Annotated in this window: 21 protein-coding genes; 18 read left to right on the plus strand and 3 right to left on the minus strand. The window is 43.0% G+C overall.

Features of this window, described 5'->3' with window-relative positions; all coding sequences use genetic code 11:
* Positions 1 to 255: 255 nt before the first annotated feature.
* Complete coding sequence (locus CTN07_RS13650) at positions 256 to 2,829, plus strand: class I adenylate cyclase (protein WP_036765189.1); 2,574 nt, start codon at positions 256 to 258, stop codon at positions 2,827 to 2,829.
* A 73-nt stretch (positions 2,830 to 2,902) separates the two neighbouring features.
* Here CTN07_RS13650 and cyaY read toward each other — a convergent pair whose 3' ends face one another.
* The gene (gene cyaY, locus CTN07_RS13655; protein ID WP_005302033.1) at positions 2,903 to 3,214 is read right to left on the minus strand and encodes an iron donor protein CyaY; all 312 of its coding nucleotides are present in this window, start codon (positions 3,212 to 3,214) and stop codon (positions 2,903 to 2,905) included.
* 79 nt (positions 3,215 to 3,293) lie between these two features.
* Here cyaY and lptM point away from each other — a divergent pair, with 79 nt between their 5' ends.
* The 7 genes from lptM (at position 3,294) to uvrD (ending at position 10,337) form a co-directional block, all read left to right on the plus strand.
* On the plus strand, positions 3,294 to 3,410 hold the full coding sequence (gene lptM, locus CTN07_RS13660) for an LPS translocon maturation chaperone LptM (RefSeq protein WP_005302030.1): 117 nt from the start codon (positions 3,294 to 3,296) through the stop codon (positions 3,408 to 3,410).
* 39 nt (positions 3,411 to 3,449) lie between these two features.
* Entirely contained in the window at positions 3,450 to 4,703 is a 1,254-nt protein-coding gene (gene lysA, locus CTN07_RS13665) for a diaminopimelate decarboxylase (RefSeq protein WP_005302027.1), read from the plus strand.
* An 8-nt stretch (positions 4,704 to 4,711) separates the two neighbouring features.
* Entirely contained in the window at positions 4,712 to 5,542 is an 831-nt protein-coding gene (gene dapF, locus CTN07_RS13670; RefSeq protein WP_005302025.1) for a diaminopimelate epimerase, read from the plus strand.
* Entirely contained in the window at positions 5,539 to 6,261 is a 723-nt protein-coding gene (locus tag CTN07_RS13675) for a DUF484 family protein (RefSeq protein ID WP_005302022.1), read from the plus strand. Before dapF ends, CTN07_RS13675 begins: the two co-directional genes overlap by 4 nt.
* Positions 6,258 to 7,178 carry a tyrosine recombinase XerC gene (gene xerC, locus CTN07_RS13680; protein WP_005302019.1) on the plus strand — a complete coding sequence of 307 codons (921 nt, stop codon included), beginning with the start codon at positions 6,258 to 6,260 and terminating at the stop codon, positions 7,176 to 7,178. Before CTN07_RS13675 ends, xerC begins: the two co-directional genes overlap by 4 nt.
* 36 nt (positions 7,179 to 7,214) lie before the next feature.
* Complete coding sequence (locus CTN07_RS13685; protein ID WP_107183724.1) at positions 7,215 to 7,958, plus strand: HAD-IA family hydrolase; 744 nt, start codon at positions 7,215 to 7,217, stop codon at positions 7,956 to 7,958.
* A 207-nt stretch (positions 7,959 to 8,165) separates the two neighbouring features.
* Positions 8,166 to 10,337 carry a DNA helicase II gene (gene uvrD / locus CTN07_RS13690; protein WP_036764576.1) on the plus strand — a complete coding sequence of 724 codons (2,172 nt, stop codon included), beginning with the start codon at positions 8,166 to 8,168 and terminating at the stop codon, positions 10,335 to 10,337.
* A gap of 47 nt (positions 10,338 to 10,384) precedes the next feature.
* Here the strand turns inward: uvrD and ggt are convergent, their stop codons facing one another.
* A complete protein-coding gene (gene ggt / locus CTN07_RS13695) occupies positions 10,385 to 12,160 on the minus strand; it encodes a gamma-glutamyltransferase (RefSeq protein ID WP_050787778.1) in 1,776 nt (591 codons plus the stop codon).
* Between the two features lie 218 nt (positions 12,161 to 12,378).
* Here ggt and recQ point away from each other — a divergent pair, with 218 nt between their 5' ends.
* From recQ to spfP, 7 genes are all read left to right on the plus strand, one after another.
* Positions 12,379 to 14,220, plus strand: coding sequence for an ATP-dependent DNA helicase RecQ (gene recQ, locus CTN07_RS13700; protein WP_005302007.1), 1,842 nt, complete (start codon positions 12,379 to 12,381; stop codon positions 14,218 to 14,220).
* Between the two features lie 292 nt (positions 14,221 to 14,512).
* Positions 14,513 to 14,827: a DUF3630 family protein gene (locus tag CTN07_RS13705; RefSeq protein WP_050787777.1), complete on the plus strand. Its 315-nt coding sequence runs from the start codon at positions 14,513 to 14,515 to the stop codon at positions 14,825 to 14,827.
* A gap of 139 nt (positions 14,828 to 14,966) precedes the next feature.
* Positions 14,967 to 15,686 (plus strand): 7-cyano-7-deazaguanine/7-aminomethyl-7-deazaguanine transporter, encoded by a 720-nt coding sequence (locus CTN07_RS13710; RefSeq protein ID WP_005302004.1) that lies wholly within the window; start codon positions 14,967 to 14,969, stop codon positions 15,684 to 15,686.
* Between the two features lie 244 nt (positions 15,687 to 15,930).
* Positions 15,931 to 16,170, plus strand: coding sequence for a type II toxin-antitoxin system prevent-host-death family antitoxin (locus tag CTN07_RS13715; protein ID WP_080551739.1), 240 nt, complete (start codon positions 15,931 to 15,933; stop codon positions 16,168 to 16,170).
* A gap of 8 nt (positions 16,171 to 16,178) precedes the next feature.
* Entirely contained in the window at positions 16,179 to 16,523 is a 345-nt protein-coding gene (locus CTN07_RS13720) for a type II toxin-antitoxin system RelE/ParE family toxin (RefSeq protein ID WP_050787776.1), read from the plus strand.
* Positions 16,524 to 17,608: 1,085 nt separating this feature from the next.
* A complete protein-coding gene (polA, locus tag CTN07_RS13725) occupies positions 17,609 to 20,380 on the plus strand; it encodes a DNA polymerase I (protein WP_005302001.1) in 2,772 nt (923 codons plus the stop codon).
* A 192-nt stretch (positions 20,381 to 20,572) separates the two neighbouring features.
* Entirely contained in the window at positions 20,573 to 20,620 is a 48-nt protein-coding gene (gene spfP, locus CTN07_RS23385; RefSeq protein ID WP_438616993.1) for a small protein SpfP, read from the plus strand.
* Between the two features lie 700 nt (positions 20,621 to 21,320).
* Here the strand turns inward: spfP and yihA are convergent.
* Positions 21,321 to 21,986: a ribosome biogenesis GTP-binding protein YihA/YsxC gene (gene yihA, locus CTN07_RS13730; protein WP_005301998.1), complete on the minus strand. Its 666-nt coding sequence runs from the start codon at positions 21,984 to 21,986 to the stop codon at positions 21,321 to 21,323.
* Positions 21,987 to 22,220: 234 nt separating this feature from the next.
* On the opposite strand from yihA, the gene CTN07_RS13735 reads away from it, so the two are divergent.
* From CTN07_RS13735 to yihI, 3 genes are all read left to right on the plus strand, one after another.
* Entirely contained in the window at positions 22,221 to 22,838 is a 618-nt protein-coding gene (locus CTN07_RS13735; protein WP_005301995.1) for a c-type cytochrome, read from the plus strand.
* Positions 22,839 to 23,833: 995 nt separating this feature from the next.
* Positions 23,834 to 24,475, plus strand: a complete 642-nt coding sequence (locus tag CTN07_RS13740) for a class I SAM-dependent methyltransferase (RefSeq protein ID WP_005301992.1) — start codon at positions 23,834 to 23,836, stop codon at positions 24,473 to 24,475.
* Positions 24,475 to 25,020 carry a Der GTPase-activating protein YihI gene (gene yihI / locus CTN07_RS13745; protein WP_005301989.1) on the plus strand — a complete coding sequence of 182 codons (546 nt, stop codon included), beginning with the start codon at positions 24,475 to 24,477 and terminating at the stop codon, positions 25,018 to 25,020. The genes CTN07_RS13740 and yihI overlap by 1 nt, the downstream gene beginning before the upstream one ends.
* The last annotated feature ends 3 nt before the right edge of the window (positions 25,021 to 25,023 follow it).

Here is a 25,023-nt window from a genome sequence, read left to right on the forward strand (position 1 = left end):
TTACTGCGAGCGATCAACAGCTTAGAGAATGGCTACTGCTGACTTATAAGATTCATACTTATTTAATAGGGAAATTTTCAAAATCTGAAGATGACTCATGAGTGCTGAAAAGCTGAGTCATATAGCGTCATTAACTTTACGGGTAATACAAAAACTGTTAAATTGATCACGTTTTTGCTCACAGGTAGCACACAGGCTGCCATATTAATGACAAGATTTGGGCCGCTTAACGCTGGCAGCTCTTGGAAGAGTAATTTGCATAATTATATCAAGACGTTAAAGAGTAGATTAGAGTCGTTTAATCAACTGCGTATTGAACGTGCACGCATTGCGATGGATGCGCAATCAGTACAGGTTTTTGACCTTCTACCAGTCTTACTTCATATCAATCATCCGGCTTTACCTGGATACCTCGACGATGAGGTACCGCAGGGGATTGCTGGTTTCTCACTTTCTCATACTCAACAGCAGTTTGTTGATGACTGTGGTTTGACAGCAGACAAGGTCGTTGCGCCTCTTAACATTGCTGATGATCTTTGTCCGATTACTGGCTTATATGCGATGGGCAGTACTGCCTCGATCGGTCAAAGCCTTACCAGTGATTTAGATATTTGGGTCTGCATTCGTGCCGATCTGTCATCTGAGTTGCGCCAAATCTTAGACAGTAAATGTTCCTTGGTTTCAGAGTGGGCAATGAGCCAAGGGGTTGAAGCGAACTTTTTCTTAATTGATGAAAATCGCTTCCGTCACAATTTCTCAGAAGAGATGACCGGAGAAAACTGTGGTTCTAGCCAGCACTTGTTATTGTTGGATGAGTTCTACCGTTCAGCCGTTTGTTTGGCAGGTTTACCGTTGCTTTGGTTTATGGTGCCACCTGAGATGGAAGAGTGTTACGACCAATATGTCGATTACCTTGAACAGCAAGGTCATATTCGTCGTAATGAGTGGGTTGATTTTGGTGGGGTCAGTCGTATTCCTGCTGAAGAGTATTTTGGCTCAAGTTTGTGGCAACTTTATAAGAGTATCGATTCTCCTTATAAGTCGGTATTAAAAGCGATTTTATTGGAAGCGTATTCTTGGGAGTACCCACACACTCAATTATTGAGCTTAGATGGTAAACGTCGTTTCTTTGCTGAAGATCGCACTGAATACTGTATGGACGCGTACTATTTAATGCTAGAAAAAGTGACGCGTTATCTAGAGCGAATTGATGATCATCGCCGCTTAGATTTAGTTCGTCGCTGTTTTTATCTCAAAACACACGAGAAGCTAACTCGAACTCCAGCGTTGGGTTCAGTGGCTTGGCGTCGTCGTGTGCTGGAGCAACTAACCGAGCAGTGGCAGTGGACTCCAGCTGATCTGTGGGCGCTCGATAATCGCCGTAACTGGAAAGTAAATCAGGTTAAACAAGCGCATAACGAACTGCTTGATGCGTTAATGTTGAGCTACCGTAACCTGATTCGATTTGCGCGCCGCAATAATATTACATCAGCGATAAGCCCTGAAGATATCAGTATCTTAGCGCGTAAACTTTATGCGGCATTCGAGGTGCTACCGGGTAAAGTGACTCTGCTTAACCCTCAGATATCCCCCGATTTGCATGAGCAAGATCTGACATTAATTCAGGTTCCTGCGGGCCGGACAAATACTGCAGGTTGGTATCTGTATAAGCAGCCATTAGAGCCGTATGCCATCTTGGGTCAGCCAGCTCTTGAGCATAACCGTTATCTCTCTAAGTTGGTGGCGTGGGCTTATTTTAATGGCTTATTAACCGAGTCGACATGTCTACATACTGTGGTTCGTGACAGTGATATGGACATTGATAAGCTGTATCAGTTGGTGAGTGATATTCGCAATACTTTCACCATACGCCGACCACAACCAAGCTTGCAGGCGCTATCGAGTCCGTGTGAAATTCGTCAGTTGGGTATCTTTATTAACTTAGAACAAGACCCAACCACGGAATTAAAAAATCGCTCATCGGTTCGTTTTGACTTTAAAAATACCGACATCTTTAGCTATGGCCCAGAGCAACACTGCTTAGTAGGGAGTGTGGATCTGGTCTATCGTAACTCATGGAATGAAGTTCGTACTTTGAACTTTAAAGGTGAGAGTGCGATGTTGGACGCATTGAAAACCATTTTGGGTAAGATGCACCAAGATGCCATACCGCCAGAGTTGGTTGATGTTTTTTGTTACAGCAAGCATATGCGTGGTTTGATTCGAAACTTAGTGTACCAGTTGGTGGCTGAGTGTATTGAAATGCGTTTAAAGCCTGTAGAACAAGAGAAACGTCGCCGTTTTAAAGCCATTCGTATTGGCAACCAGATGTATGGTCTGTTTTTTGAACGCCGTGGTGTTTCGGTTCAGAAGCTGGAAAATTCCATCGATTTTTATCGCAGTATTTCTGCAAACAAGCTGATTGGTTCGGCAAATACTGTAGTGGAAATGGGAGAAGAGCCTCATCCACCTGAAATTGTTGATGCTTATGCCAGTGAAGGTCTAATTCAGTTCTTCTTTGAAGATTGTGATGACGGCTTCAATATCTATATTTTAGATGAAACCAACCGCATTGAAGTCTACCGTCAGTGTGGTGGTGACAAAGATGAATTGGTGCATGGGGTAAACCGTTTTTATACTTCAGCACAAGACCGCTTTAGTTACAGCGCGAATTTCATCAACTTTAATTTGCCGCAGTTCTACGACATCGTTCATAACGAGAAAGGGGTACAGGTGTTACCTTATAAGAGTGGTCAACAAATGCAGCGTCGTCCGCAAACGGGTAATAACAATACGTTGCCAAATATTGCTAATTACTCGCCTCGTTAATTTTGCGGTATAGATAAAAAAGCCTTCAATTTGTGAAGGCTTTTTTGATCGTGAGGCAAAAAGAGATTGGGGCTTACCAATCGACCGATTCGCCAGCATGTAGAGAACATTCACGTTTGACTACATCGAAGAACTCATCACCACTGCGAGTGCAGCGCCATTGACCATCTTGATACTGGAAGTGATAACCCCCTGATTTTGAAGCTAGCCACAGTTCGTGCAGCGGTTCTTGGCGGTTAATAACAATCTGACTGCGATTTTCAAACTCAAGAGTTAATACGTTACCTGTGATTTCAGGTTCAATATCTACCCCTGATTCTTCAACGCCTTCTTCTATCGCCATAAAAGCTTGTTCAGCCAATTGATGGTATTCTGTATCGTTCATCCCACGCTATCCTATTGCTTTTCCTGCTCTGAGTGAGATTATAAAGGGCATTGACAGGATAATCACGGCTTTATAAAAAATGCGTAAAGGTTTAGTAGCAATTTTCATCTTCACAATCTTGGCACTTACTGGGTGTGGTCAAAGTGGCGCGTTGTATATGCCAAAAGATCAACCGGATCAGTCTCAAGCTCAATAACGGTATTGAATAGGCACATATTAACAGGGAAGAAACACATTGGATTATTTTAATTATCAGCAAGATGGCCAATTGTGGGCCGAGCAAGTTTCGGCACAATCATTGGCTGCGCAGTATGGTACCCCGCTTTATGTTTACTCTCGCGCAACGTTAGAGCGTCATTGGCAGGCGTTCGATCGGGCCGTTGCTTCTCACCCTCATTTAATCTGCTATGCGGTAAAAGCTAATTCAAATTTGGCGGTCTTAAATGTGTTGGCAAAACTGGGCTCGGGCTTTGATATCGTATCATTAGGGGAACTTGAGCGTGTGATCGCCGCTGGTGGTGACCCAAGTAAAGTGGTGTTTTCTGGCGTGGGTAAAACTGTGGCCGAGATGACTCGCGCTTTGTCTCTTGGGATAAAATGTTTCAATGTGGAATCTGAGCCAGAACTTGAACGATTAAATCAGGTGGCAGCAGAGCTAGGTGTGATTGCACCTATTTCGCTACGTATTAATCCAGATGTGGATGCGAAAACTCACCCTTATATTTCAACCGGCCTACGTGATAATAAATTCGGTATCACTTTTGAGCGAGCATTAGATGTGTATCGCTTAGCCCACCGTTTGCCAAACCTTAATGTGGTGGGGATGGATTGTCATATTGGTTCGCAACTTACCGAAATTACCCCATTTATTGATGCCGTTGATCGCCTGCTAAGCTTAATAGATACGTTAGCCGACGAAGGTATTACTATCGCTCATCTTGATGTTGGTGGCGGACTTGGGGTGACTTATGATCAAGAACAACCTCCTGAGCCATCAGATTATGCCATCGCGTTATTGGAACGTTTAAACCAGTATCCAGAATTGGAGCTGATTTTTGAGCCTGGTCGTGCCATTGCCGCTAATGCCGGTATTTTGCTAACTCGGGTTGAGTATCTAAAACATTCGGAATATAAGAACTTTGCCATTGTTGATGCCGCGATGAATGATCTGATTCGTCCGACACTTTATTCAGCTTGGCAGGCCATCATTCCAGCCTCTCCTCGTCAAGGTGAGATGCAGACTTACGATATTGTTGGGCCAATTTGTGAAACGGGTGACTTTATCGGTCGAGATCGTCAACTTGCGCTGGAGCCCAATGATCTTTTAGCGGTGCGCTCAGCTGGAGCTTATGGCTTTGTTATGGCCTCAAACTACAATACTCGCGCCCGTGCCGCAGAAGTCATGGTCGATGGTGAGCAGAGCTATTTAGTCCGTCAACGTGAAACACTACAACAGTTGTGGCAGGGTGAAAGCCTGCTACCAGAATAAGGAATGTCATGCAGATTAATTTCTCCAAAATGCATGGACTAGGTAATGACTTTATGGTGGTCGATGCCGTCACCCAGAATGTGTTTTTTTCTCCTGATATGGTGCGGCGTTTAGCTGATCGCCACCGTGGCATCGGCTTTGACCAACTTTTGATTGTCGAGCCACCTTACGATCCGGAAACCGATTTTCATTATCGTATTTTTAACGCCGATGGCAGTGAAGTTGAGCAGTGTGGCAATGGTGCTCGCTGTTTTGCTCGTTTTGTTTCAATGAAAGGTTTAACCAATAAGTACCATATTTCAGTCAGTACTAAGGCTGGAAAGATGTTACTGAAATTGGAAAATGACGATCAGGTTACGGTCAATATGGGTGTGCCGATTTTTGATCCGGCTAAGATTCCATTTCGTGCTAACCAAGCCGAAAAAACCTATATTTTACGCGCTGGTGATCAAACCGTATTTTGTGGTGCTGCCAGTATGGGCAACCCTCATTGTGTAACCGTTGTCGATGATGTTCTTACCGCTGATGTCGAGACATTGGGTCCGCTGCTTGAGTCTCATGAGCGTTTTCCTGAACGGGTAAATGTGGGATTTATGCAGGTAATTTCTCGCAGTGAAGTAAAGTTGCGCGTCTATGAGCGTGGTGCTGGTGAAACCCAAGCGTGTGGCAGTGGTGCCTGTGCGGCAGTGGCAATCGGTCGTCAACAGGGCTTGCTTGATGAAGAAGTGACGGTTTCGCTACCTGGTGGTGATTTGCGTATTCGCTGGAACGGTAATGGCTCAAATCTCTTTATGACAGGACCTGTGGCTCATGTATTTGATGGGCAGGTGCTGCTATGAATGCTTCGTCATCACTGGCAGAGCAAGCAAGTTGTGATGAATTAAGTGCCGAGCAAGTCGCTTCTTATCTGCGTAAAGAGCCAGATTTCTTTGCTCGACACCCTGAGCTATTGTCTCAGATCCGAGTCCACCATGATGAGCGTGGTGCCGTATCGCTGGTGGATATTCAGCTAGAAAAATTACGCGGCCAAGTGACACAACTGCAAGATCAATTAGAGCAATTAACCGATCAGGCAAAACGAAATGATCAATTGTTTCAGCAGTTTTCTTCGTTACAAGCCAAGTTGATGCAAGCTCGTTGTCTACAGCAAGTGATGCCTTTAATGGAGCAATTTGCTCAGCAGTATCAACTGAATATCAGTATTCGGTTATTGGCGGAACCTGAAGCAGCAAAACCGCTACTGAAAGAGATTAATAGTGATGTGGCTTGGCTGTTGCGAGAGTCTTTTACTCAGTTTCAACGCTCATTTATGCCGCAGCAAAATATCTATCTTGGGCGACTTCGTCATGGGCAAGCCGCACTCTTTTTCAGTCAACCGCCAGATTTAGGCTCTTTTGCATTACTGCCATTAAAGCAGCATCAGACGCTTGGAGTTCTGGGTTTTTCCAGTACCGAAGGTGGCCATTTTCACCCTGCGATGGATACGCTTTTTTTACAACAATTAGCCATCGTGATGAGTTCGCAACTTGCATTATGGTTGGATGAGGCAGCACTGTGACGAACCCTGTTATACCAACATCATTAAGTCGACCTTTAGAACGCTTTTATGAATATTTGCGCAGTGAGCGTGAATTGAGTTTACACACTCAACAAAACTACAAACGTCAGCTTTCAACCATTGCTGAACAGTTGGTTGAGATGCAAGTGACTTCGTGGCAGCAATTGGATGCGGGTTGGGTGCGTCAGATCGCCAGTAAAGGCATGCGAAGTGGGTTAAAAGCCAGTAGCTTAGGCATGCGTCTTTCGGCTCTGCGTAGTTTTCTTGATTTCTTGGTGTTTCAAGGCGATTTAAAAGCTAACCCAGCGAAAGGGGTTTCAGCACCAAAGAAAGCTCGCCCATTACCGAAAAACCTCGATGTGGATGAGATGGATCAGCTGCTCAGTGTTGAGGGCGATGATCCGTTATCCATCCGAGATCGTGCGATGATGGAACTGATGTACGGTGCCGGCTTACGTTTATCTGAATTGGTCGGGTTGAATCTAAAAGATATCCAATTGACAAAAGGTGATTTACGGGTGATTGGTAAAGGGGATAAAGAGCGGATAGTCCCGTTTTCGGGCTTGGCAAAAGAGTGGGTTGGCAATTGGTTAAAGGTGCGGGCAACTTTAGCCCATAGTGATGAACCGGCGTTATTTGTTTCTAAGCGTGGTATGCGAATTTCTAATCGTAATGTACAAAAACGAATGGAAGAGTGGGGACAAAAACAGGCCGTTTCAAGTCATATTAATCCCCATAAATTGCGTCACAGTTTTGCCACACATATGTTGGAATCAAGTGGCGATCTACGTGCAGTACAAGAGTTACTTGGCCACGCTAATCTATCAACCACTCAGATCTATACTCACTTGGATTTCCAACATTTGGCCAAGGTTTATGATGAGGCTCATCCTCGCGCCAAACGTGGTCGCCGATAAAAATCGTGTTAATAAAGTAGGAACAGCATGCAACAACTGCGATTAGAAAATTCACTGAACGGGATTAAAGCGCTCAGCTTCGACTTAGACGATACACTTTATGATAATCGAGAAGTTATCGTTCGAGCAGAGCAAGCTATGCATCAATGGTTGGCTGAGTTTGATGAGCGTTTTTTGTTATTCCGTGATGGTTTCTGGCCTCAGTTAAAGCAACGTTTGGCTCTAGCCGATCCTTGGTTAAAGCACGATGTTACCTTATGGCGCTATCAGTCGATTAAAGTGGCATTAATGCAGTTAGGTTATCGAGAGGCGGCTGCGGCGTTGGCCGCTGATCGTGCAGTTGAACATGTCCTTGCCGTGCGCAACCAAGTTGATGTCCCACCTCTTACTCATCAACTTCTCACTCAATTGAGCGCACATTTTCCACTGGTAGCAATCACCAATGGTAATGTGGATATCGATAAAATTGGTTTAGGCACGTATTTCCAGCACCGATTTTGTGCCGGTCCCGATGGGCTCGCAAAACCGGATTCCAACCTATTTGATAAAGCGGTACATGCGCTGCAAGTGGCACCAGAGCAAATTCTTCATGTTGGCGATCATCCAATTAGCGATATTCAGGGCGCTCAACAGGCTGGATTTAAAACCTGTTGGTTTAATGATAAAGGACGTGATTTTAGGGCATTAAGCTCTGACATGAAGCCAGATATTGAGATCCACCAATTGGATGAACTATTGCCTTTAGTGGCGATGAGTTCGGTTAATGAAAGCATTAAGTGAGAAAGAGCCCGCCCCAAAAAGCGGTTTCTTCAACGTTTATCATTGATTGTTTTATCGGTTATTGCTGATGTTTTTTAACTTATGTTTCGCTAAGCCTAGAACATGAGTCGTAGTTTGCATTGTGATAAGCGGATAAAAAGATAACGGAGCATTCTTTTTTTCAGCTGTTATAATTGCAATCCTTGTATAAATAACCAGTAACTCACTATGGATATCTCCCTCCTGTTAGATGGGCTCAATGACAAACAAAGAGAAGCGGTAGCAGCACCGTTAGGTAATTACCTCGTTCTGGCAGGAGCCGGTAGTGGTAAAACACGCGTGCTTGTTCACCGTATCGCTTGGTTGATTGCTATTGAGCAAGCGTCGCCGTACTCAATTATGTCGGTGACATTTACCAACAAAGCGGCTGCTGAAATGCGTGGTCGTATTAATGAATTGATGGAAGGCTCAACTTTTGGAATGTGGAATGGCACGTTCCACGGTTTGTGTCACCGAATTCTTCGTGCCCATTATCTGGATGCTCGCTTACCTGAAGATTTCAATATCTTGGACTCTGACGATCAGCTTCGTCTGCTGCGCCGTTTGATCAAAGCGCAAAACCTAGATGAGAAGCAGTGGCCACCTCGTCAGGGTGCTTGGTATATCAATGGCAAAAAAGATGAAGGGTTGCGTCCTCATCAAATCGAAACCTTTAACGATCCGGTAGAGCAGACTTGGCAACGCATTTATGCCGCTTATCAAGAAGCGTGTGACCGTGCCGGCTTAGTCGATTTTGCTGAGTTGTTGCTGCGTGCGTTTGAATTGGTTCGAGATAATAAATTCATTCGAGAGCACTATCAGGCTCGCTTTAAGCATATTTTGGTCGATGAGTTCCAAGATACCAACAGCATTCAATTTGCGTGGCTACGTTTAATGGCAGGGCCAGATTGCCACGTGATGATTGTGGGTGATGATGACCAGTCTATCTATGGTTGGCGTGGTGCCAAAGTGGAGAATATCTCTCGTTTCTTACGTGAGTTTCATGACGCTAAGTCTATCTTCCTTGAGCAAAACTACCGTTCAACTGGCAATATTCTAAAAGCGGCTAACGAACTGATTGCCAATAACAATGAGCGCATGGGTAAAAACCTATGGACTGACGGTGCTGATGGCGATCGCATCTCCCTTTATTCTGCATTTAATGAACTGGATGAAGCGCGCTTTGCTGTTGGTAAGATCAAAGAGTGGCGCGATCAAGGAGGCACTCTTAATGAAGTGGCTTTCCTTTATCGTAGTAACGCCCAGTCGCGTGTGTTGGAAGAGGCGTTGATTCAAGCAGGTATGCCGTATCGAATCTACGGTGGCATGCGATTCTTTGAGCGTCAGGAAATTAAAGATGCATTGTCTTATCTGCGTCTGATCAGCAACCGTAATGACGACACGGCTTTTGAACGTGTGGTGAATACCCCAACGCGTGGTATTGGTGATCGCACGTTGGAAACCATTCGTTTAGCTGCTCGTGATCGCAGCATGACCATGTGGCAAGCGAGTATTGCTCTGTTAGATGATCAGGTCTTGGCAGGTCGTGCGGCTAATGCTTTGCGCCGTTTTATCGAATTGGTAGATGCGCTAGAAGATGACACCGCCGAGCTTGCTTTGTATCAGCAAACCGATGATGTGATTCGTAATTCAGGACTTCGGGCGATGTACGAGCAAGAAAAGGGAGAGAAAGCCCAAGCGCGTATTGAAAACTTAGAAGAATTGGTCACCGCAACTCGTCAGTTTGAGATCCCAGAAGAAGCACAAGAGATGACTCATCTAGCAGCGTTTTTATCTCATGCCGCTTTAGAGGCTGGTGAAGGTCAGGCTGACGATTTTGAAGATGCGGTGCAACTGATGACCATGCACAGCGCCAAAGGTCTGGAGTTTCCTCTGGTCTTTATGGTAGGCATGGAAGAGGGGATGTTCCCAAGTTCACGCACGACAGAAGAAGTGGGACGATTAGAAGAAGAGCGCCGTTTGTGTTACGTGGGTATGACCCGTGCGATGCAAAAGCTCTACTTAACTCATGCAGAAATGCGTCGCTTGTATGGTAAAGATAATTTCCATAAGCCATCTCGTTTCCTAAAAGAGATCCCAGAACACTTTATTGATGAAGTTCGGATGAAGGCGCAAGTATCTCGCCCTGTGAGTACTGGCCGCTTTAGTCAAACCACAGTTAATGAAAACTTTAATCAAACGGGTTTTAGTTTAGGTCAGCGTGTGGAGCATCCAACCTTTGGTGAAGGCACTATTATTAATTACGAAGGTAGTGGCCCTCAAAGTCGAGTTCAAGTCGCCTTTAATGGTCAAGGGATTAAATGGTTGGTCACTCAATACGCTAAGCTAACCGCAATCTAATGTGACAGAAAAAGTAAAACGCCATCGATGAAAGATGGCGTTTTTTATTATTGTCCAATCACTTTGCCTTCTCGGCGTGGGTCTGCGGCGCCAATAAGCTGAATTGAACCATCGGATTGGGGCTTAAGCGCAATCGCCTGAACGCCTGAATTCAGATCTTTTATTTGCACCTGATATCCTAACTTTTTGAGTGGCTCTGCCCATTGTTCTGCCTCTGTGTTTTGTTCTAATTCATAAGAACCAAAACGGTTATTCATATTGGGTAAATCAATGGCTTGTTGCAGTGATAAATTCCAACTTAAATACCCCAATAGGGTTTTGCTGACATAACCAATGATCTGGCTACCACCTGGGGATCCTATTGCTAAATATGGTTGGCCCTGTTTTAGCACTATCGTGGGTGCCATGGAGGAGCGTGGGCGTTTACCGGGCTCAACACGATTGGCAATTGGCACGCCGTCCACTTGGCTGCGAAAAGAGAAGTCAGTCAGTTCATTATTAAGTAAAAAGCCTCGAACCATTAAGCGAGATCCAAAGCCATTTTCGATAGTTGAGGTCATTGAGACGACATTCTTTTGCTTATCGACAATAACAAAGTGGGAGGTTGAGGGAAGTTCAATCGCTTGGTCATCGGCTTGCTTGATAGCTTGAGGCCAACTTGGCAGTCCGGGCTCGACCTGGGCTAAGGCTTTTTTTCCCTTAAGTAGTTGCGCTCTTTTTTCTATATATTGCGGTGCTAATAACCCCTGTTTCGGCATAGGTACATAGTCGCTGTCTGCCATATAACGGCCTCTATCGGCGAAAGCCAAACGAGAAGCATCGGCCAATAACCGCCAGCTAGTGATATTATTGGGGCCTAATTTTGCCATTGGGTAGTGGCTAAGCATCGCCATAATTTGACCGACGGTTAAGGCTCCTGAACTGGGTGGACCCATACCGCAAATCTGATATTGATGATAAGGCGCGCAAATAGGCTGGCGTTGTTTGATCTGATAAGCTGCTAAATCTAACACACTGAGCACACCTGGATTGGTTGGAGCTTGACGCACGGTTGCCACAATATCTTTTGCTATGGCTCCCTGATAGAAGGCTTTAGCGCCATGTTCGGCAATTTGTTTGAGGGTGGCTGCGTAATCTGAATTAGTAAGAAGTTCTCCACTTTGGCGCGCTGTGCCATCAGGATGGAAGAAATAGGCGCGGGTTGGGGCAAATTTGCTTAAACTCTCTTGGCTTTGGGCTATCGCATTGGCCAGTCGTGGCGAAACAATAAAGCCTTGTTGTGCCAGTTTTATCGCCGGTTGCACCACACTCTTCCACGGCAATTTTCCCAATTGTTGATGGGTTTGCCATAGCAGTTTTACCGTACCAGGGGTTGCAACAGAGCGACCTCCCACCACGGCATCAAAAAACGTCAGTGGTTGGCCTTTATCATCGAGAAAAAGTTGGGGTGTTGCAGCAAAAGGGGCGGTTTCTCGACCATCAAAGCTGGTGAGTTTTTGCTGTTCTTGATCCCAATATAGCAAAAAAGCACCACCACCAATGCCCGACGATTGAGGTTCTACTAAGCCTAAGACCAGCTGGATAGTAACCATGGCATCAATGGCATTACCACCTTGCTGCAATATTTCAGCTCCAGCTTCACTGGCATAGCTATTAGCTGTGGCAACCATCCATTTTTGTGCAGTAATTTGCTGTTGTTGGGTTCGAACATCACCAAGTTCTGGGGCAATATGATCGCTGGTCTGACTGACGGTTGCGATTACAGTATGACTCAGTAGCAGTCCAGAGAGAGCCAATAATAGTTTTTGCGCAAGTTTTGCCATCATCTCATCCTTGTTTAGATAGCTTTGTTGTGAGCAAGAATAGCAAGAACTTGCTCTTTGAGCTTGATTATTCATCAAATATTGGGAGGGGGGTACGTATTTCCTACTCGATAGTTTTATGTCGCGTTTCATTAAGGGCGTGGTGGCTGAACCTAGCATCTTGAGGTGAGTTGGGTATAGAATGACGCCTTTGTCTTTTTTGTTATTGTCGTGCTGTTATGACCCAAACTTCTTTCTGCGATCATCCTACACTTGCTCAAGCACAAACTCTGCTTGAGGATGTATTTGGCTATCAGCAGTTTCGAGATGGGCAACAAGACATCATTACCACGGCTCTCAATCGCAGTGATAGCTTGGTTATTATGCCAACTGGGGGCGGAAAATCGCTCTGCTATCAAATTCCTGCATTATTGCTCGATGGCCTTACTTTAGTTATTTCCCCTCTGATTTCTTTGATGAAAGATCAGGTTGATCAGCTGGTGGCGAACGGAATTCAAGCCGCTTGTATCCATTCAGCACTGACGCGAGATGAAATCGAAACAGTATTTTCGCAGTTGGAGAGTGGTGAGCTAAAACTGCTGTATGTCTCTCCTGAGCGCGTATTGATGCGTGATTTTATTGCTCGATTGCAGCAGGTAAAGTTGGCGCTATTAGCGGTGGATGAGGCACATTGCATCTCTCAGTGGGGGCACGATTTTCGCCCTGAATACGCAGAATTAGGTCAACTTAAACAGATGTTTGCTCCGTTGCCAGTCATGGCATTGACAGCAACGGCAGATGAAACAACTCGACAAGACATTATCTCTCGTTTGGCTCTTGAGCAGCCTCATATTCATTTAGGCAGTTTTGATCGCCCTAATATTCGCTATACCTTACTTGAAAAATACAAACCGCTATCGCAACTGTTGAGCTATCTCGCCAGTGTTCGCGGCCAATGCGGCATTATTTACTGTAATAGCCGTAAACGGGTGGAGCAGATCTGCGAAAAACTGTGTGAAAACGGTCTAAGAGCGGCGGCTTATCATGCGGGTATGAGCGTAAATGATCGCGCCTATGTGCAAGAAGCTTTTCAGCGAGATGACATTCATATTGTGGTGGCCACTGTGGCGTTTGGTATGGGGATCAACAAACCCAATGTCCGTTTTGTTATCCATCATGATATTCCCCGTAATATAGAGTCATACTATCAGGAGACAGGACGAGCAGGACGAGATGGCCTACCGGCTGAAGCGGTATTGCTCTATGATCCTGCGGATATGGCTTGGCTCAGGCGCTGTCTTGATGAAAAGCCAGACGGTGCAACGCGTGAGGTCGAAGAGCATAAACTCAATGCTATGCGGGATTTTGCCGAAGCTCAAACCTGTCGACGCCAAGTGTTGTTGCATTATTTTGGTCAACACAGTGAGAAACCCTGTGGTAACTGTGATATTTGTTTAGATCCTCCCAAACAATTTAACGCAACGGAAGTGGCTCAAAAAGCATTGTCGTGCGTATATCGAGTGCAACAAAGTTTTGGGGTGAACCACATTATCGAAGTGCTACGAGGGATGCAAAACCACCGTATCCGCGACCATGGCCATGAGTTACTCTCCACTTACGGTATTGGTCGTGATTTTAGCCATGAGTATTGGCTCAGTGTGCTACGTCAATTAATCCATCGCGGTTTATTGGTGCAAAATATTCAACGTAACTCGACATTGCAGCTAACCGAGCAGTCACGCAGTGTTTTACGAGGAGAAGTTGAATTGATGTTAGCCGTGCCTCGATTAGATACCGCGGCACGAACTGCAAAACACGATAAGCTAGCTCAACGTCATTATGATAAGAAGTTGTTCGCCAAACTACGTAAATTGCGTAAAGCCATCGCTGATGATGAAAACCTGCCACCTTATGTGGTCTTTAATGATGTTAGTTTGATGGAAATGGCTGAGCGGTTGCCGACATCTCACGGTGAGTTTTTAGCAATCAATGGAGTGGGGCAGCGTAAGTTAGAAAAGTACGGTCAAGTCTTCTTAGAGTTGATTGAAGATCATCTTACGGCGGTAGAAGGGTTATTCTAACGTTCGATAGATAAAAAAAGGCCGAACTTATCCAAGTCCGGCCAAAAATGCGTTAAAAAACATAAACAGGTTATGTTCTATTCGCTACAAAACAGCTTGCGTATTTGGTGAGAGTTTTCATCATCACCCACTGCTTCATCTAAACGTGACGGGACTCGACGCCTAGACATTGAAGCAGTGAGCGTATAAGACCACGTTTTTTAAAAGGTGACCATAGTCTACTTATGGTTTGAAACGCTAAGAAACACTTGGTTACAAGTCTTGTGCTATAGAGTCGATGAAAGGAGAAAACATGCTTAATTTTCGCCAAATCACTACCCTTAGTTATTCGCAAAGTTATCCGCAAAAGTTACAGTTTATTATTCCCAATTTTGATTTTGATCGGTTTGCTGTATATGGCGAACAGATCGCTGCTTTGTTGGATTGTCGTATTCTTGAACGGGAAACCAATGCCGATTTGCAGATCTGGTTACTTGATTTTGAAGGGTGCCATTTATTGCTAAAAGGGGAGTATTACAGCCAAAGCATATGGTTAGAAGCGCTAGATGATTTGGGTGAAGAAAACTTAGTCTTTATCGCTCGTTTATTTCGTAGCAAGATTGATTAAAGAGCCAGCGAATAAGATCTAGCATCTTAAAGTCACTTGAGTATAATCCTTCCCTTCGTCGCTGCGTGGGGGTGAGATCCCGAGATAGGCAGTGAATTTAGTTTGGGTTCCCTCTCCCCCAATGACAAAAAGGTGTAGCATGACAGATCGCTATTCAACCGCCACATCCATTCCGAGCAACATTCAATCTTCTTTTTCTGCAGCACAAAAACAGAAGGCCTTAGGCTACTTGGTACTGTTTCACCTATTGGTGATTGCATCGAGTAACTACTTAGTTCAACTGCCTTTTACTGTATTTGGTTTTCACACCACTTGGGGCGCTTTTACTTTTCCTTTTATCTTTTTAGCGACCGACTTAACAGTACGTATTTTAGGTGCACCTATGGCGCGTAAAACCGTATTGATGGTGATGATGCCCGCGTTGGTCATTTCCTATATTTTATCGGTGCTGTTTTTCCAAGGGGAGTACCAAGGCCTAGCGCATCTTGGTGAGTTTAATTTATTTGTTGCTCGTATCGCGATTGCGAGCTTTATGGCTTATCTTCTTGGCCAAATTCTGGATGTTTCGGTATTTAACCGTCTGCGTCAATTAAAGCAGTGGTGGATTGCACCAACCTGTTCAACTATTTTTGGTAATGCGATTGATACGTTAGCGTTTTTCTCTATCGCGTTTTATCAAAGTCCTGATGCGTTTATGGCTGCGAACTGGACCGAAATTGCTTTGGTCGATTACAGCTTTAAATTGATTATTAGCTTGGGTCTGTTTGTGCCAATGTATGGTGTGCTACTTAACTACTTAGTCCGTAAGTTAACGACCTTGCCAAGTTACAATAACTCACCGCAATCTCAATACAGTTAATTGATTGAATAAAGCCGACACTCAATGTCGGCTTTATTTTTAAGGGGGGAGGGGAATTTATCATTCGTATCTGTGGTGATACTGAGTTATTTAAAATCTTAACAAAGGTTAAGTGCAGTTTTTATTTGGTCTAAATATAGATTTGTTAGGGGTGGTGCTTTATAATAATTAAATCGAGTAGCCATTATAGCGACCGATGTATTATCAATAACTTATTGAATTAACATGAAGAATGGTGATGAAAATGATTGAGACAGTTAGTTTTTTAAAAAAGAATGCTGCCGCTCTTCCTTTATCTGAACCTTTGACGATCACGCAAAATGGCAAACCATCTTATGTTGTGATTTCTTATGAAGAACATGAGCGTAGAGAGCAAGCTATTGCTATGATGAAAATGCTTAGTTTTGCTGAGTCTGATATCAAACAAGGTCGGACATCGTCAATGGAATCACTAAAGGAAAGGCTGGCGGCTCGTAAAAGATAGAGACGCTAATGATTAAAACAAAGCTGGTTTCCTTAAGTACTTTTGAAAATACAACTTTTGATCTTATTGATTACTTTTCACAATGGAATGATGAAAATAAGGTCATAGAACGAGTTGAGAATTTAATTGAACAGTTTGAATCTACTGTTTTAGTCCATCCTGAAATGTATCCTATATGCCAAGATATAAGAGAATTTTTTGGGATTGTTGATTACCGGATATTCAAATCAGATGGGCTTAAAATTGTATATCGTTATGATGCATCTCATGATGTTATTTATGTTATGCTTATGCTTAGTGATAAACAAGATATGCAAAAAATCTTAATAGATTACTGTATTGTTCATAAATAGTTAGTGTTCTTGATTTTTAAAGGCCGCCTATCGAGGCGGTTTTTTCTTATCTAGAAGCTTAAAATCCCCAATCCCAATCAATCCCTTATTCAATTAAATGAAAATAATTCTCAACAAATGCTTGCATTGTAAATGAGAATTGTTATTATTAAACCGCACTCAGGGAGAAGGCGCTAAGTAAGGCTTTTTTCTTTGAAGGCACGACATTGCTCACATTGCTTCCAGTGTACTTCAGCACGGTTTGTTATTGGTGTAGGGCTGATAACAAAGAACCAATTTTGCTGAGCGGCGTTTCCCAAAGTAACGCCGCTTTTTCTTTTCTAGCTATCTGCAATTTTTTACTTTTCTCTTTACCTGACTCCTGCTTGATCTTTTACCTCACGATCACCTAACCCTCTTGTTCCATAACTTCAAGATGCTGATTGAGATCCTCACCTCTGATTAAAATTCAAATTAAACAATGTAGCGCAATAGCACGCTTTTAATTCGTTTAATTTAAGATCATCGGGGGGATTTTGTTGTGATAGATCCTGTTTGTCGATCACGCTTCAGTGGATAACTTTTGATAGCTCACCGTAAATTAATACTAAATAATCACATTAAAGGCATTATTACTCTGTATTACGAGAGAGGTGATTGAAATAGCAGCAATTCATTTGGTTTTGGTTGTCTTTAACAACAAATTAGAGGGTTTTTGTGCAGGAAAATAAAGAGTTTTAATTATTTTTCCACAAGACTTGATCTTTTTTGGATCGAGGATCTCTAAATTTAACTGTATTTAAGTCATTGAAATATAATAGGGTGGTTAGAAAACGTTGTTCGAAAGTGAAAAACGATCAAACGGTTAAAATTAAATACTAACAAAGTTATCCACAGATTTAAGGGCGATTTATAGGGTTATCGGTGGGAAAACAGGTTATCCACTGTGGATGTGATATTTCCTATCGATTCGTGTTAAGGTGGCCAATAAGCTTTTACAATGACGTCTATCTTTGAATTAATGTTAACGTTTTTCGGCTCAAAGTCGGTTAATATTGATGATAACAAGCTCTTAATCTGTTTCTCGATAATATAAGCATAATCCTATGGCGACGATTCCTGAAAATCCATTGATCCTTATCGATGGATCCTCTTATCTATACCGTGCGTACCATGCCGCACCTAATTTCACTAACTCAGAAGGTCAACCTACTGGCGCTGTATATGGTGTGATCAATATGCTTCGTAGCATGTTACGCCAGTTTTCAACCGAACATATTGCCGTTATCTTTGATGCCAAAGGTAAGACATTCCGCGATGAGATGTTTGCGGACTATAAAGCGAATCGTCCACCAATGCCTGACGATCTTCGTGGTCAGATCGAACCGTTACATGCAGTGATCAAAGCGATGGGCTTACCATTGATCTCTATCTCTGGTGTTGAAGCCGATGATGTGATTGGTACGCTAGCAACTCAAGCCTCTAAAGCAGGTATGCCGGTTCTGATCAGTACTGGCGATAAAGATATGGCGCAGTTGGTGGATGAAAATATCACTCTGATCAATACCATGACAGATGTTGTGATGGATCCTGCTGGAGTTGTTGAAAAATTTGGTATTGGCCCTGAGCTTATTATCGATTACCTAGCCTTGATGGGTGATAAAGTCGATAACATTCCTGGTGTTCCGGGAGTTGGTGAAAAAACGGCAAAAGCACTGTTAACCGGTATTGGTGGTCTGGATGCTTTGTACGATCGTTTGGATGAGATCCCAGCTCTTGGTTTCCGTGGCTCAAAAACCATGCCAAAGAAACTGTTGGATAATAAAGAGGGGGCTTACCTTTCTTATCAATTAGCAACCATTAAACTGGATGTTGAGCTTGATATTACTCCGCAAGAGCTAGTTAAAGCAGAACCTGATGTTGATGAGTTAACTCGTCTATTTGGTCAATTGCAGTTCCGTCGCTGGTTAGAAGAGATGCTAAGTGGTAGCGATGGTAAAATTGTTGCTGATGAGAAAGCTGCTCAAGCGGTTGCTTCTGAAAAAGTCATTGCCCCTGTCATTGATCGCAGCGGTTATGAAGTGATTCTAGATCAGAGCCGTTTTGATGCATGGTTAGAGCAATTAAAATCAGCTGAAGCTTTTGCCTTTGATACTGAGACAGACAGCTTAGATTATATGGTTGCTAACTTAGTCGGTGTTTCATTTGCAGTGGAAGAGGGCAAAGCTGCTTATGTTCCAGTTGCTCATGATTATTTAGATGCGCCAGAGCAGTTAGATCGTGACTGGGTGTTGGCACAGCTTAAGCCATTACTGGAAGATCCTAATCAGGCGAAAATTGGCCAAAATCTAAAATACGATGCGAGTGTTATTGCTCGTTATGGTATTGAGATGCAAGGTATTAAATACGATACCATGTTGGAATCTTATGTGTATAACAGTGTGGTTGGTCGTCATGATATGGACAGCTTGGCACTGCGTTATTTAGAGCATAAGAATATCAGCTTTGAAGAAATTGCAGGTAAAGGCAAAGGACAGTTAACCTTCAATCAGATCGATCTTGAACAAGCCGGTCCTTATGCGGCAGAAGATGCTGATATTACGTTGCGCCTGCATAATGCGCTTTATCCAAAAGTTTCGGCGGATGAGAAACTACTGCATGTATTTAGCGATATTGAAATGCCGCTAGTACCAGTTTTATCACGTATGGAGCGCACTGGTGTTTTGATTGATAGCATGAAGTTAAGTGCTCAATCACAAGAGATTGCTCAGCGTTTGGATGAATTAGAAAAACGCGCTTTTGAAATTGCCGATCAAGAGTTTAATTTAAGCTCTCCTAAGCAGTTACAAGCGATTCTATTTGAAAAGATGGGTTTACCTGTTCTTAAAAAGACACCATCAGGCACACCATCAACTAATGAAGAAGTACTGCAAGAGCTTGCTCTAGATTACCCACTGCCAAAGCTTATTTTAGAGTACCGTGGTTTAGCTAAACTGAAATCGACTTACACCGATAAGTTACCAAAAATGGTTAACCCAGCGACAGGTCGAGTGCATACCTCTTATCACCAAGCGGTTACTGCGACAGGACGTTTATCTTCAAGCGATCCTAACTTGCAAAATATCCCGGTACGTAATGACGAAGGACGTCGTATTCGCCAAGCCTTTATTGCGCCACAAGGTTATAAAGTATTGGCAATTGACTACTCTCAGATTGAACTGCGCATTATGGCCCACCTATCTGGTGATAAAGCCCTGTTGGATGCGTTCTGTCATGGTAAAGATATCCACGCGGCAACAGCTGCTGAGATTTTAGGTCTACCTTTAGATCAAGTATCTAGTGAACAACGCCGCCGAGCAAAAGCGATCAACTTTGGTTTGATCTATGGCATGAGTGCTTTCGGCTTGGCTAAGCAGCTTGATATGGGCCGTGGTGAAGCGCAAGAGTATATGAATACTTACTTTGAGCGTTATCCAGGTGTGCTTGAATATATGGAAACCACTCGCACCGTTGCCAGTGAACAAGGTTATGTTGAAACCTTGTTTGGTCGCCGTCTATATCTACCTGATATTAAATCTCGTAACGGTTTGCGTCGTAAAGCTGCAGAACGTGCTGCGATCAATGCTCCAATGCAAGGTACTGCTGCCGATATTATCAAACGCGCGATGGTGCTTGTTGATGAGTGGATAGGTCAGCAAGAATCGGGTCGTGTTCGTCTATTAATGCAAGTGCATGACGAATTGGTATTTGAAGTACAAGAATCAGAAATTGAATCTGTTGCCCAAGAGATTAAAACTCTTATGGAATCGGCCGCTCAATTGGATGTACCTTTGATTGCTGATATCGGCTATGGCGAGAACTGGGACCAAGCCCACTAAGCATTACCACTTCTAATCGTATAAAAAATAATAGCTAGCTGAATCAGTTAGCTATTTTTTTGTTAAAAATAACCGCTTACAAAATTACCATTTGTAAAATTTACTTACGAGAAAGTGAAAAAAAACTACAAATAGGGGTTCCAATATCTGAGCAATTGATATACAGTTAATGACGTAGGGTACAGAGGTAAGATGTTCTATCTTTCAGACCTTTTGTTTCACGTTATTGGATTTGGCTGATTCAGCCGCCCCAGTCTGGTTTTAGACTGGGGCGTTTTTTATTGGGCCTAATTCCACATTTCTCGCTATATTCCATACCCAATCTACTCTTCTACCATAGTCGCAATTTCTTGCTATTTTTGCTTTTAATCGTTGAAATATTAGCCATTAATCGCTATTTATTATTGTTAATACTCATATTCTTTCGGTTCTTGTGTGATTTAGATCTGTTTTTGCTCGTTGTTTAGAGTAAATACTTTAAATTCTGTGCTGAGCCGTTATAATGAAACTAGCTTCTTGTTCATATTTGTTTTTGGTAGACGGTTTTTATTGCCGGCTAGCCAGCAAATCCATGAAATAGCCACTCTTAATTGTTGAGAGTGGCTTTTTTTTATCCATTCTCAATGCCTTTCTAAAAAGCCTTTACTCTTCCTTATGTTAATAAAATGTTGTGTTGCTTTGTTACAGAAATAATATATTTAGCTAAATAAAGGTCGGTAGTTAATTAACCTAGAAAAAGAAGGGGATTAGGATGAGTGTACTGAAAAATAAGTATGAAAAGTGACCGAAGTGAGGGTAAATTGCTTGCTTTGATGGGGGAAATCATCGATCCTTTTTGGATAATAAGAAAACCTCCTATTTCTCTCCCCTTGCCCCACCTGCTGGTGGGGAATTTTTATTGGCTCCATCCATAGAGCCTCAGAATAAGATGCAGACTTAATTACTCTCCTGCATCATACTCTTCGCCAGCTTCCATTGCCGCTAGCATTCTTTGGCGCTCAAGCTCTGGGCCAAACCAAGCATCAAGCTTATGACGCACTTGATCAACACCGATGCCTTTAAGTGAAGAGAAAGCTTCAACTTGTACATCGCCAGCCACATCTGCTAGATCTTTACGAACCTTTAGTACTTGCGCCTTACGAGCACCACTTTTTAATTTATCTGCTTTAGTTAATAGCACTAAAACAGGTAAGCCACTTTCAACACCCCAATAGATCATCTGTTGGTCGAGATCTTTTAGTGGGTGACGAATATCCATCAGTACAACTAAACCTGCAAGGCACTCACGCTTTTGAAGGTATTCACCTAGAGATTTCTGCCATTTGATTTTCATCTCTAGTGGTACTTGAGCAAAACCGTATCCAGGTAAGTCGATAAGGTTACAACCTGATTCCACTTCGAACATGTTGATTAGCTGAGTACGACCAGGTGTTTTTGAGGTACGAGCTAAGCTTTTTTGTTCTGTGATGCGGTTTAGTGCACTCGACTTGCCAGCGTTAGAACGACCAGCAAATGCGATTTCAACACCAGAGTCCTGTGGCAGGTGACGAATGTCTGGGGCACTAGTGATAAAATGAGTTTTGCGATAGTTGAGGGGTTGATTCACTGTTAACTCCGTCAAGTCTTTAAGTAGTCGACTGATTACTTTTTGTAAAAAGTGTGTAAAATATATGATAAATATGCTTAATCGCTGCTGGTATTGTATACCAAGTTGCTGAGCATTACTTGTGGTACGGAAGCCTCAATACACAAACGATCTTAAGCGCTGAGTTTTTAAGCTTCATTTATTAGTGTAATTCAAGACTTAAGTCGTTTGAGTAATAACAATAAATGGAATGTCATGAATAAATTAATAGTGATTTTAGGATTACTCGCCAGTCTCCCTACTTGGGCTCAAGGCGATGTCGCAGCCGGCAAAGCCAAGTCAGTCACCTGTGCCGCTTGTCACGGTGCTGATGGTAATGGCATATTGCCGCAATACCCTAAGCTTTCAGGTCAACACGCCCCTTACTTAGAAAAACAGCTTCACGATTTCAAACTAGCCATGAGCAGTGGTGGAGAACAAGGCCGAGTAGATGCTGTGATGGGAGGTATGGTTATGCCCCTCTCCGAGCAGGATATGGCTGATCTTGCCGCTTATTATGCTTCTCTCCCTATCTCTGATAATACCTCTGCCAAAGCATCCATTCCTATTGGTCAGCAGTTATATCGTTTTGGTGATTCTGAGCGTGGTATTCCCGCCTGTTCTGCTTGCCATGGTCCTCGTGGTGATGGTACTAGCTTATCGGGATTTCCTAAGATATCGGGTCAGAATGCAGAATACATCCAACTTCAGTTAGAAAAATTCCGTGATGGTCAGCGCGCAAATGATATGAATGCCATGATGCGCTCGGTTGCCAGTAAGCTTAATGACCAAGAAATTACGGCATTATCGCAGTATGTTGGTGGCTTGCATTAAGCACAATAAAAATTGCGAGTACAAAAAAGCAGCGTTTTTCACCGCATTTTTACACTTATTCTTGTTGGGAATATCAAATGGCTGATCAGCTTGTAAGAGATCTGCCATACATGCTGTGAATTTTAACTGAAAAAACACCGTTCAAAAGTGGTGTTATCTTTATAAAACAATTGCTTGTGTATTTAACATGGCATAGCAAGAAAAAATTTGTGACGTCTGTCAATGGAATAAGAATCCGTTTCAAGTAAATTATGTCTTGTCGACAGGGAGTGCGGCAACGGAATGGATAAAGCCAATGATTGGCTAAGCAGGAATGCTGAAGGAATTTGGAATTGCGCCATAGATGGCAGAGTATTGATGCTCGAAGGATACACAGGACGTCAACTAGGATGGTTGTTAGTTCGCAAGAAGCGTAGGATTGTTAGGATAACGCTTAAGGACAAGTTAAATCACGAGTGAGTGGTTTATGTCGGTTACTTCTAGGATGAAGTGAACATAAGGATGGTGGAGTTAGCTATTAGGACGATAGCATAGCTTAAAGGAAAGCCAACTTAGGATGAGTTGTTTTGCTATGGAAAGTAGCATGGATTGTTAAAAATCATCAGGATGATGACGAACGAAAGCTTTTGGCATGGAAAGCCGCAATAATAAAGGGATATTTGTCAGACCGGGACGTTGTTATCTGGTTAGGATAGACTGGACTGAATATAGCCATATGGCACCGACATCAAGCGATAGGTAGAAATACCTGTCGCTTTTTCTTTATCTGGCGTTTTTAATTGCTAAATACACATCATTATTTATAGCTATTTATTTGATTTAAAAAATAAAAATGTGGCTAATTGATCGCTTTGTCGCACTTTTTATTACTATCAGATCATTGATTAGATGGGTATAAAACTACATTCTATTTGGATTTGGGTATAGAATACTCCGCTCGATTTTAAACCAGTCCTGATACACCATGACGTTGGACTGCATTGGAGCTTACATTTATGCCTTCATGTCCGTTATGCCATTGTGCATCAAGCCATGACTTTTTCACTGACAAGTTACGTCAATATTTTCAATGTAATTCTTGTTCATTGGTTTTTGCCGATCCAGATGCTCACTTAGCACCTGAAGATGAAAAAGCTGTTTATGATCAGCATGAAAATAATCCTCAAGATATGGGATATCGCCGTTTTTTAGCTCGCTTAGCCGATCCTTTGGTTGAGCGAATTGGGGCTGCACCTTTGTCTGGATTGGATTTTGGTAGTGGACCAGGTCCCACCTTATCGGTGATGTTGACAGAGTTGGGTTATAATATGGCAATATATGACCCATATTTTGCGCCAAATCGTGAAGCCCTTGAGCAACAATATGACTTTGTGACCTGTACTGAGGCCATAGAGCATTTTTATCAGCCTGCGAAGGAGTGGGGGCTATTACTTAGTTTAGTCAAACCAGGAGGATGGCTTGGCTTTATGACTAAGTTAGCAAGAGATGTTGATGCCTTTGCGCATTGGCACTATAAGAACGATCCAACCCACGTGAGCTTCTTTAGCCGTGAGACATTTAGCTTTTTAGCTGAACGTGACGGTTTAGAGGTGGAGTTTGTTGGGAATGATGTGATTTTGCTGAGGAAAACCCAGTAATGACTCGTAAGAAAAAAGGCCGTAAGCCGGGTTCTGAAGGACCTGCGGTATACCGTGAAAAAAGCGTTTCTCAACTAGAAAAAGAAGCAGTTGAGCGTAAAAAAGATCGCAAGCGTAAAGGCTTAAAAGCTGGTAGTCGCCACTCTTCAACAGTAGTGACAAAACAGAAATCTGGTAACAAGCCAAAAGATCCACGTCTTGGCAGCAAAAAGCCGATTCCATTGATTGTGGAAGCGCAAAAGCCAATGACGAAGAAAGAGCGTCGTCTATCTGCACAGCAAGAGCTAGAGATGCTAGAAAATGATCCACAATTGATCACTTTACTTGATCGTCTAGATGCCGGTGAGAAACTGGGTTCAGGCCTACAAAAACAAGTGGATCAAAAACTGGATCGTATCGAACAGCTGATGAAGCAACTGGGTCTACTTGATGAACCAGAAGAAGAGATGATGGACGATGAGTTACCAATGACTCGCGCTCATTCTGATGATGATCTGCTTGATCAGTTCGAAAAAATGGATTTTGACTCATTTGGTAAGGAGTAACCG

Source organism: Photobacterium damselae, assembly GCF_003026815.1.
GTDB lineage: Bacteria > Pseudomonadota > Gammaproteobacteria > Enterobacterales > Vibrionaceae > Photobacterium > Photobacterium damselae.

Excerpts from the sequence above, each read along its gene's own strand:
- CTN07_RS13715 (WP_080551739.1), top strand. The coding sequence starts at position 15,931 with ATGATTGAGACAGTTAGTTTTTTAAAAAAGAATGCTGCCGCTCTTCCT.
- dapF (WP_005302025.1), top strand. The coding sequence starts at position 4,712 with ATGCAGATTAATTTCTCCAAAATGCATGGACTAGGTAATGACTTTATG.
- CTN07_RS13705 (WP_050787777.1), top strand. The coding sequence starts at position 14,513 with ATGCTTAATTTTCGCCAAATCACTACCCTTAGTTATTCGCAAAGTTAT.
- recQ (WP_005302007.1), top strand. The coding sequence starts at position 12,379 with ATGACCCAAACTTCTTTCTGCGATCATCCTACACTTGCTCAAGCACAA.
- lptM (WP_005302030.1), top strand. The coding sequence starts at position 3,294 with ATGCGTAAAGGTTTAGTAGCAATTTTCATCTTCACAATCTTGGCACTT.
- CTN07_RS13720 (WP_050787776.1), top strand. The coding sequence starts at position 16,179 with ATGATTAAAACAAAGCTGGTTTCCTTAAGTACTTTTGAAAATACAACT.
- CTN07_RS13675 (WP_005302022.1), top strand. The coding sequence starts at position 5,539 with ATGAATGCTTCGTCATCACTGGCAGAGCAAGCAAGTTGTGATGAATTA.
- ggt (WP_050787778.1), bottom strand. The coding sequence starts at position 12,160 with ATGGCAAAACTTGCGCAAAAACTATTATTGGCTCTCTCTGGACTGCTA.
- CTN07_RS13710 (WP_005302004.1), top strand. The coding sequence starts at position 14,967 with ATGACAGATCGCTATTCAACCGCCACATCCATTCCGAGCAACATTCAA.
- yihI (WP_005301989.1), top strand. The coding sequence starts at position 24,475 with ATGACTCGTAAGAAAAAAGGCCGTAAGCCGGGTTCTGAAGGACCTGCG.
- polA (WP_005302001.1), top strand. The coding sequence starts at position 17,609 with ATGGCGACGATTCCTGAAAATCCATTGATCCTTATCGATGGATCCTCT.
- CTN07_RS13735 (WP_005301995.1), top strand. The coding sequence starts at position 22,221 with ATGAATAAATTAATAGTGATTTTAGGATTACTCGCCAGTCTCCCTACT.
- cyaY (WP_005302033.1), bottom strand. The coding sequence starts at position 3,214 with ATGAACGATACAGAATACCATCAATTGGCTGAACAAGCTTTTATGGCG.
- uvrD (WP_036764576.1), top strand. The coding sequence starts at position 8,166 with ATGGATATCTCCCTCCTGTTAGATGGGCTCAATGACAAACAAAGAGAA.
- CTN07_RS13740 (WP_005301992.1), top strand. The coding sequence starts at position 23,834 with ATGCCTTCATGTCCGTTATGCCATTGTGCATCAAGCCATGACTTTTTC.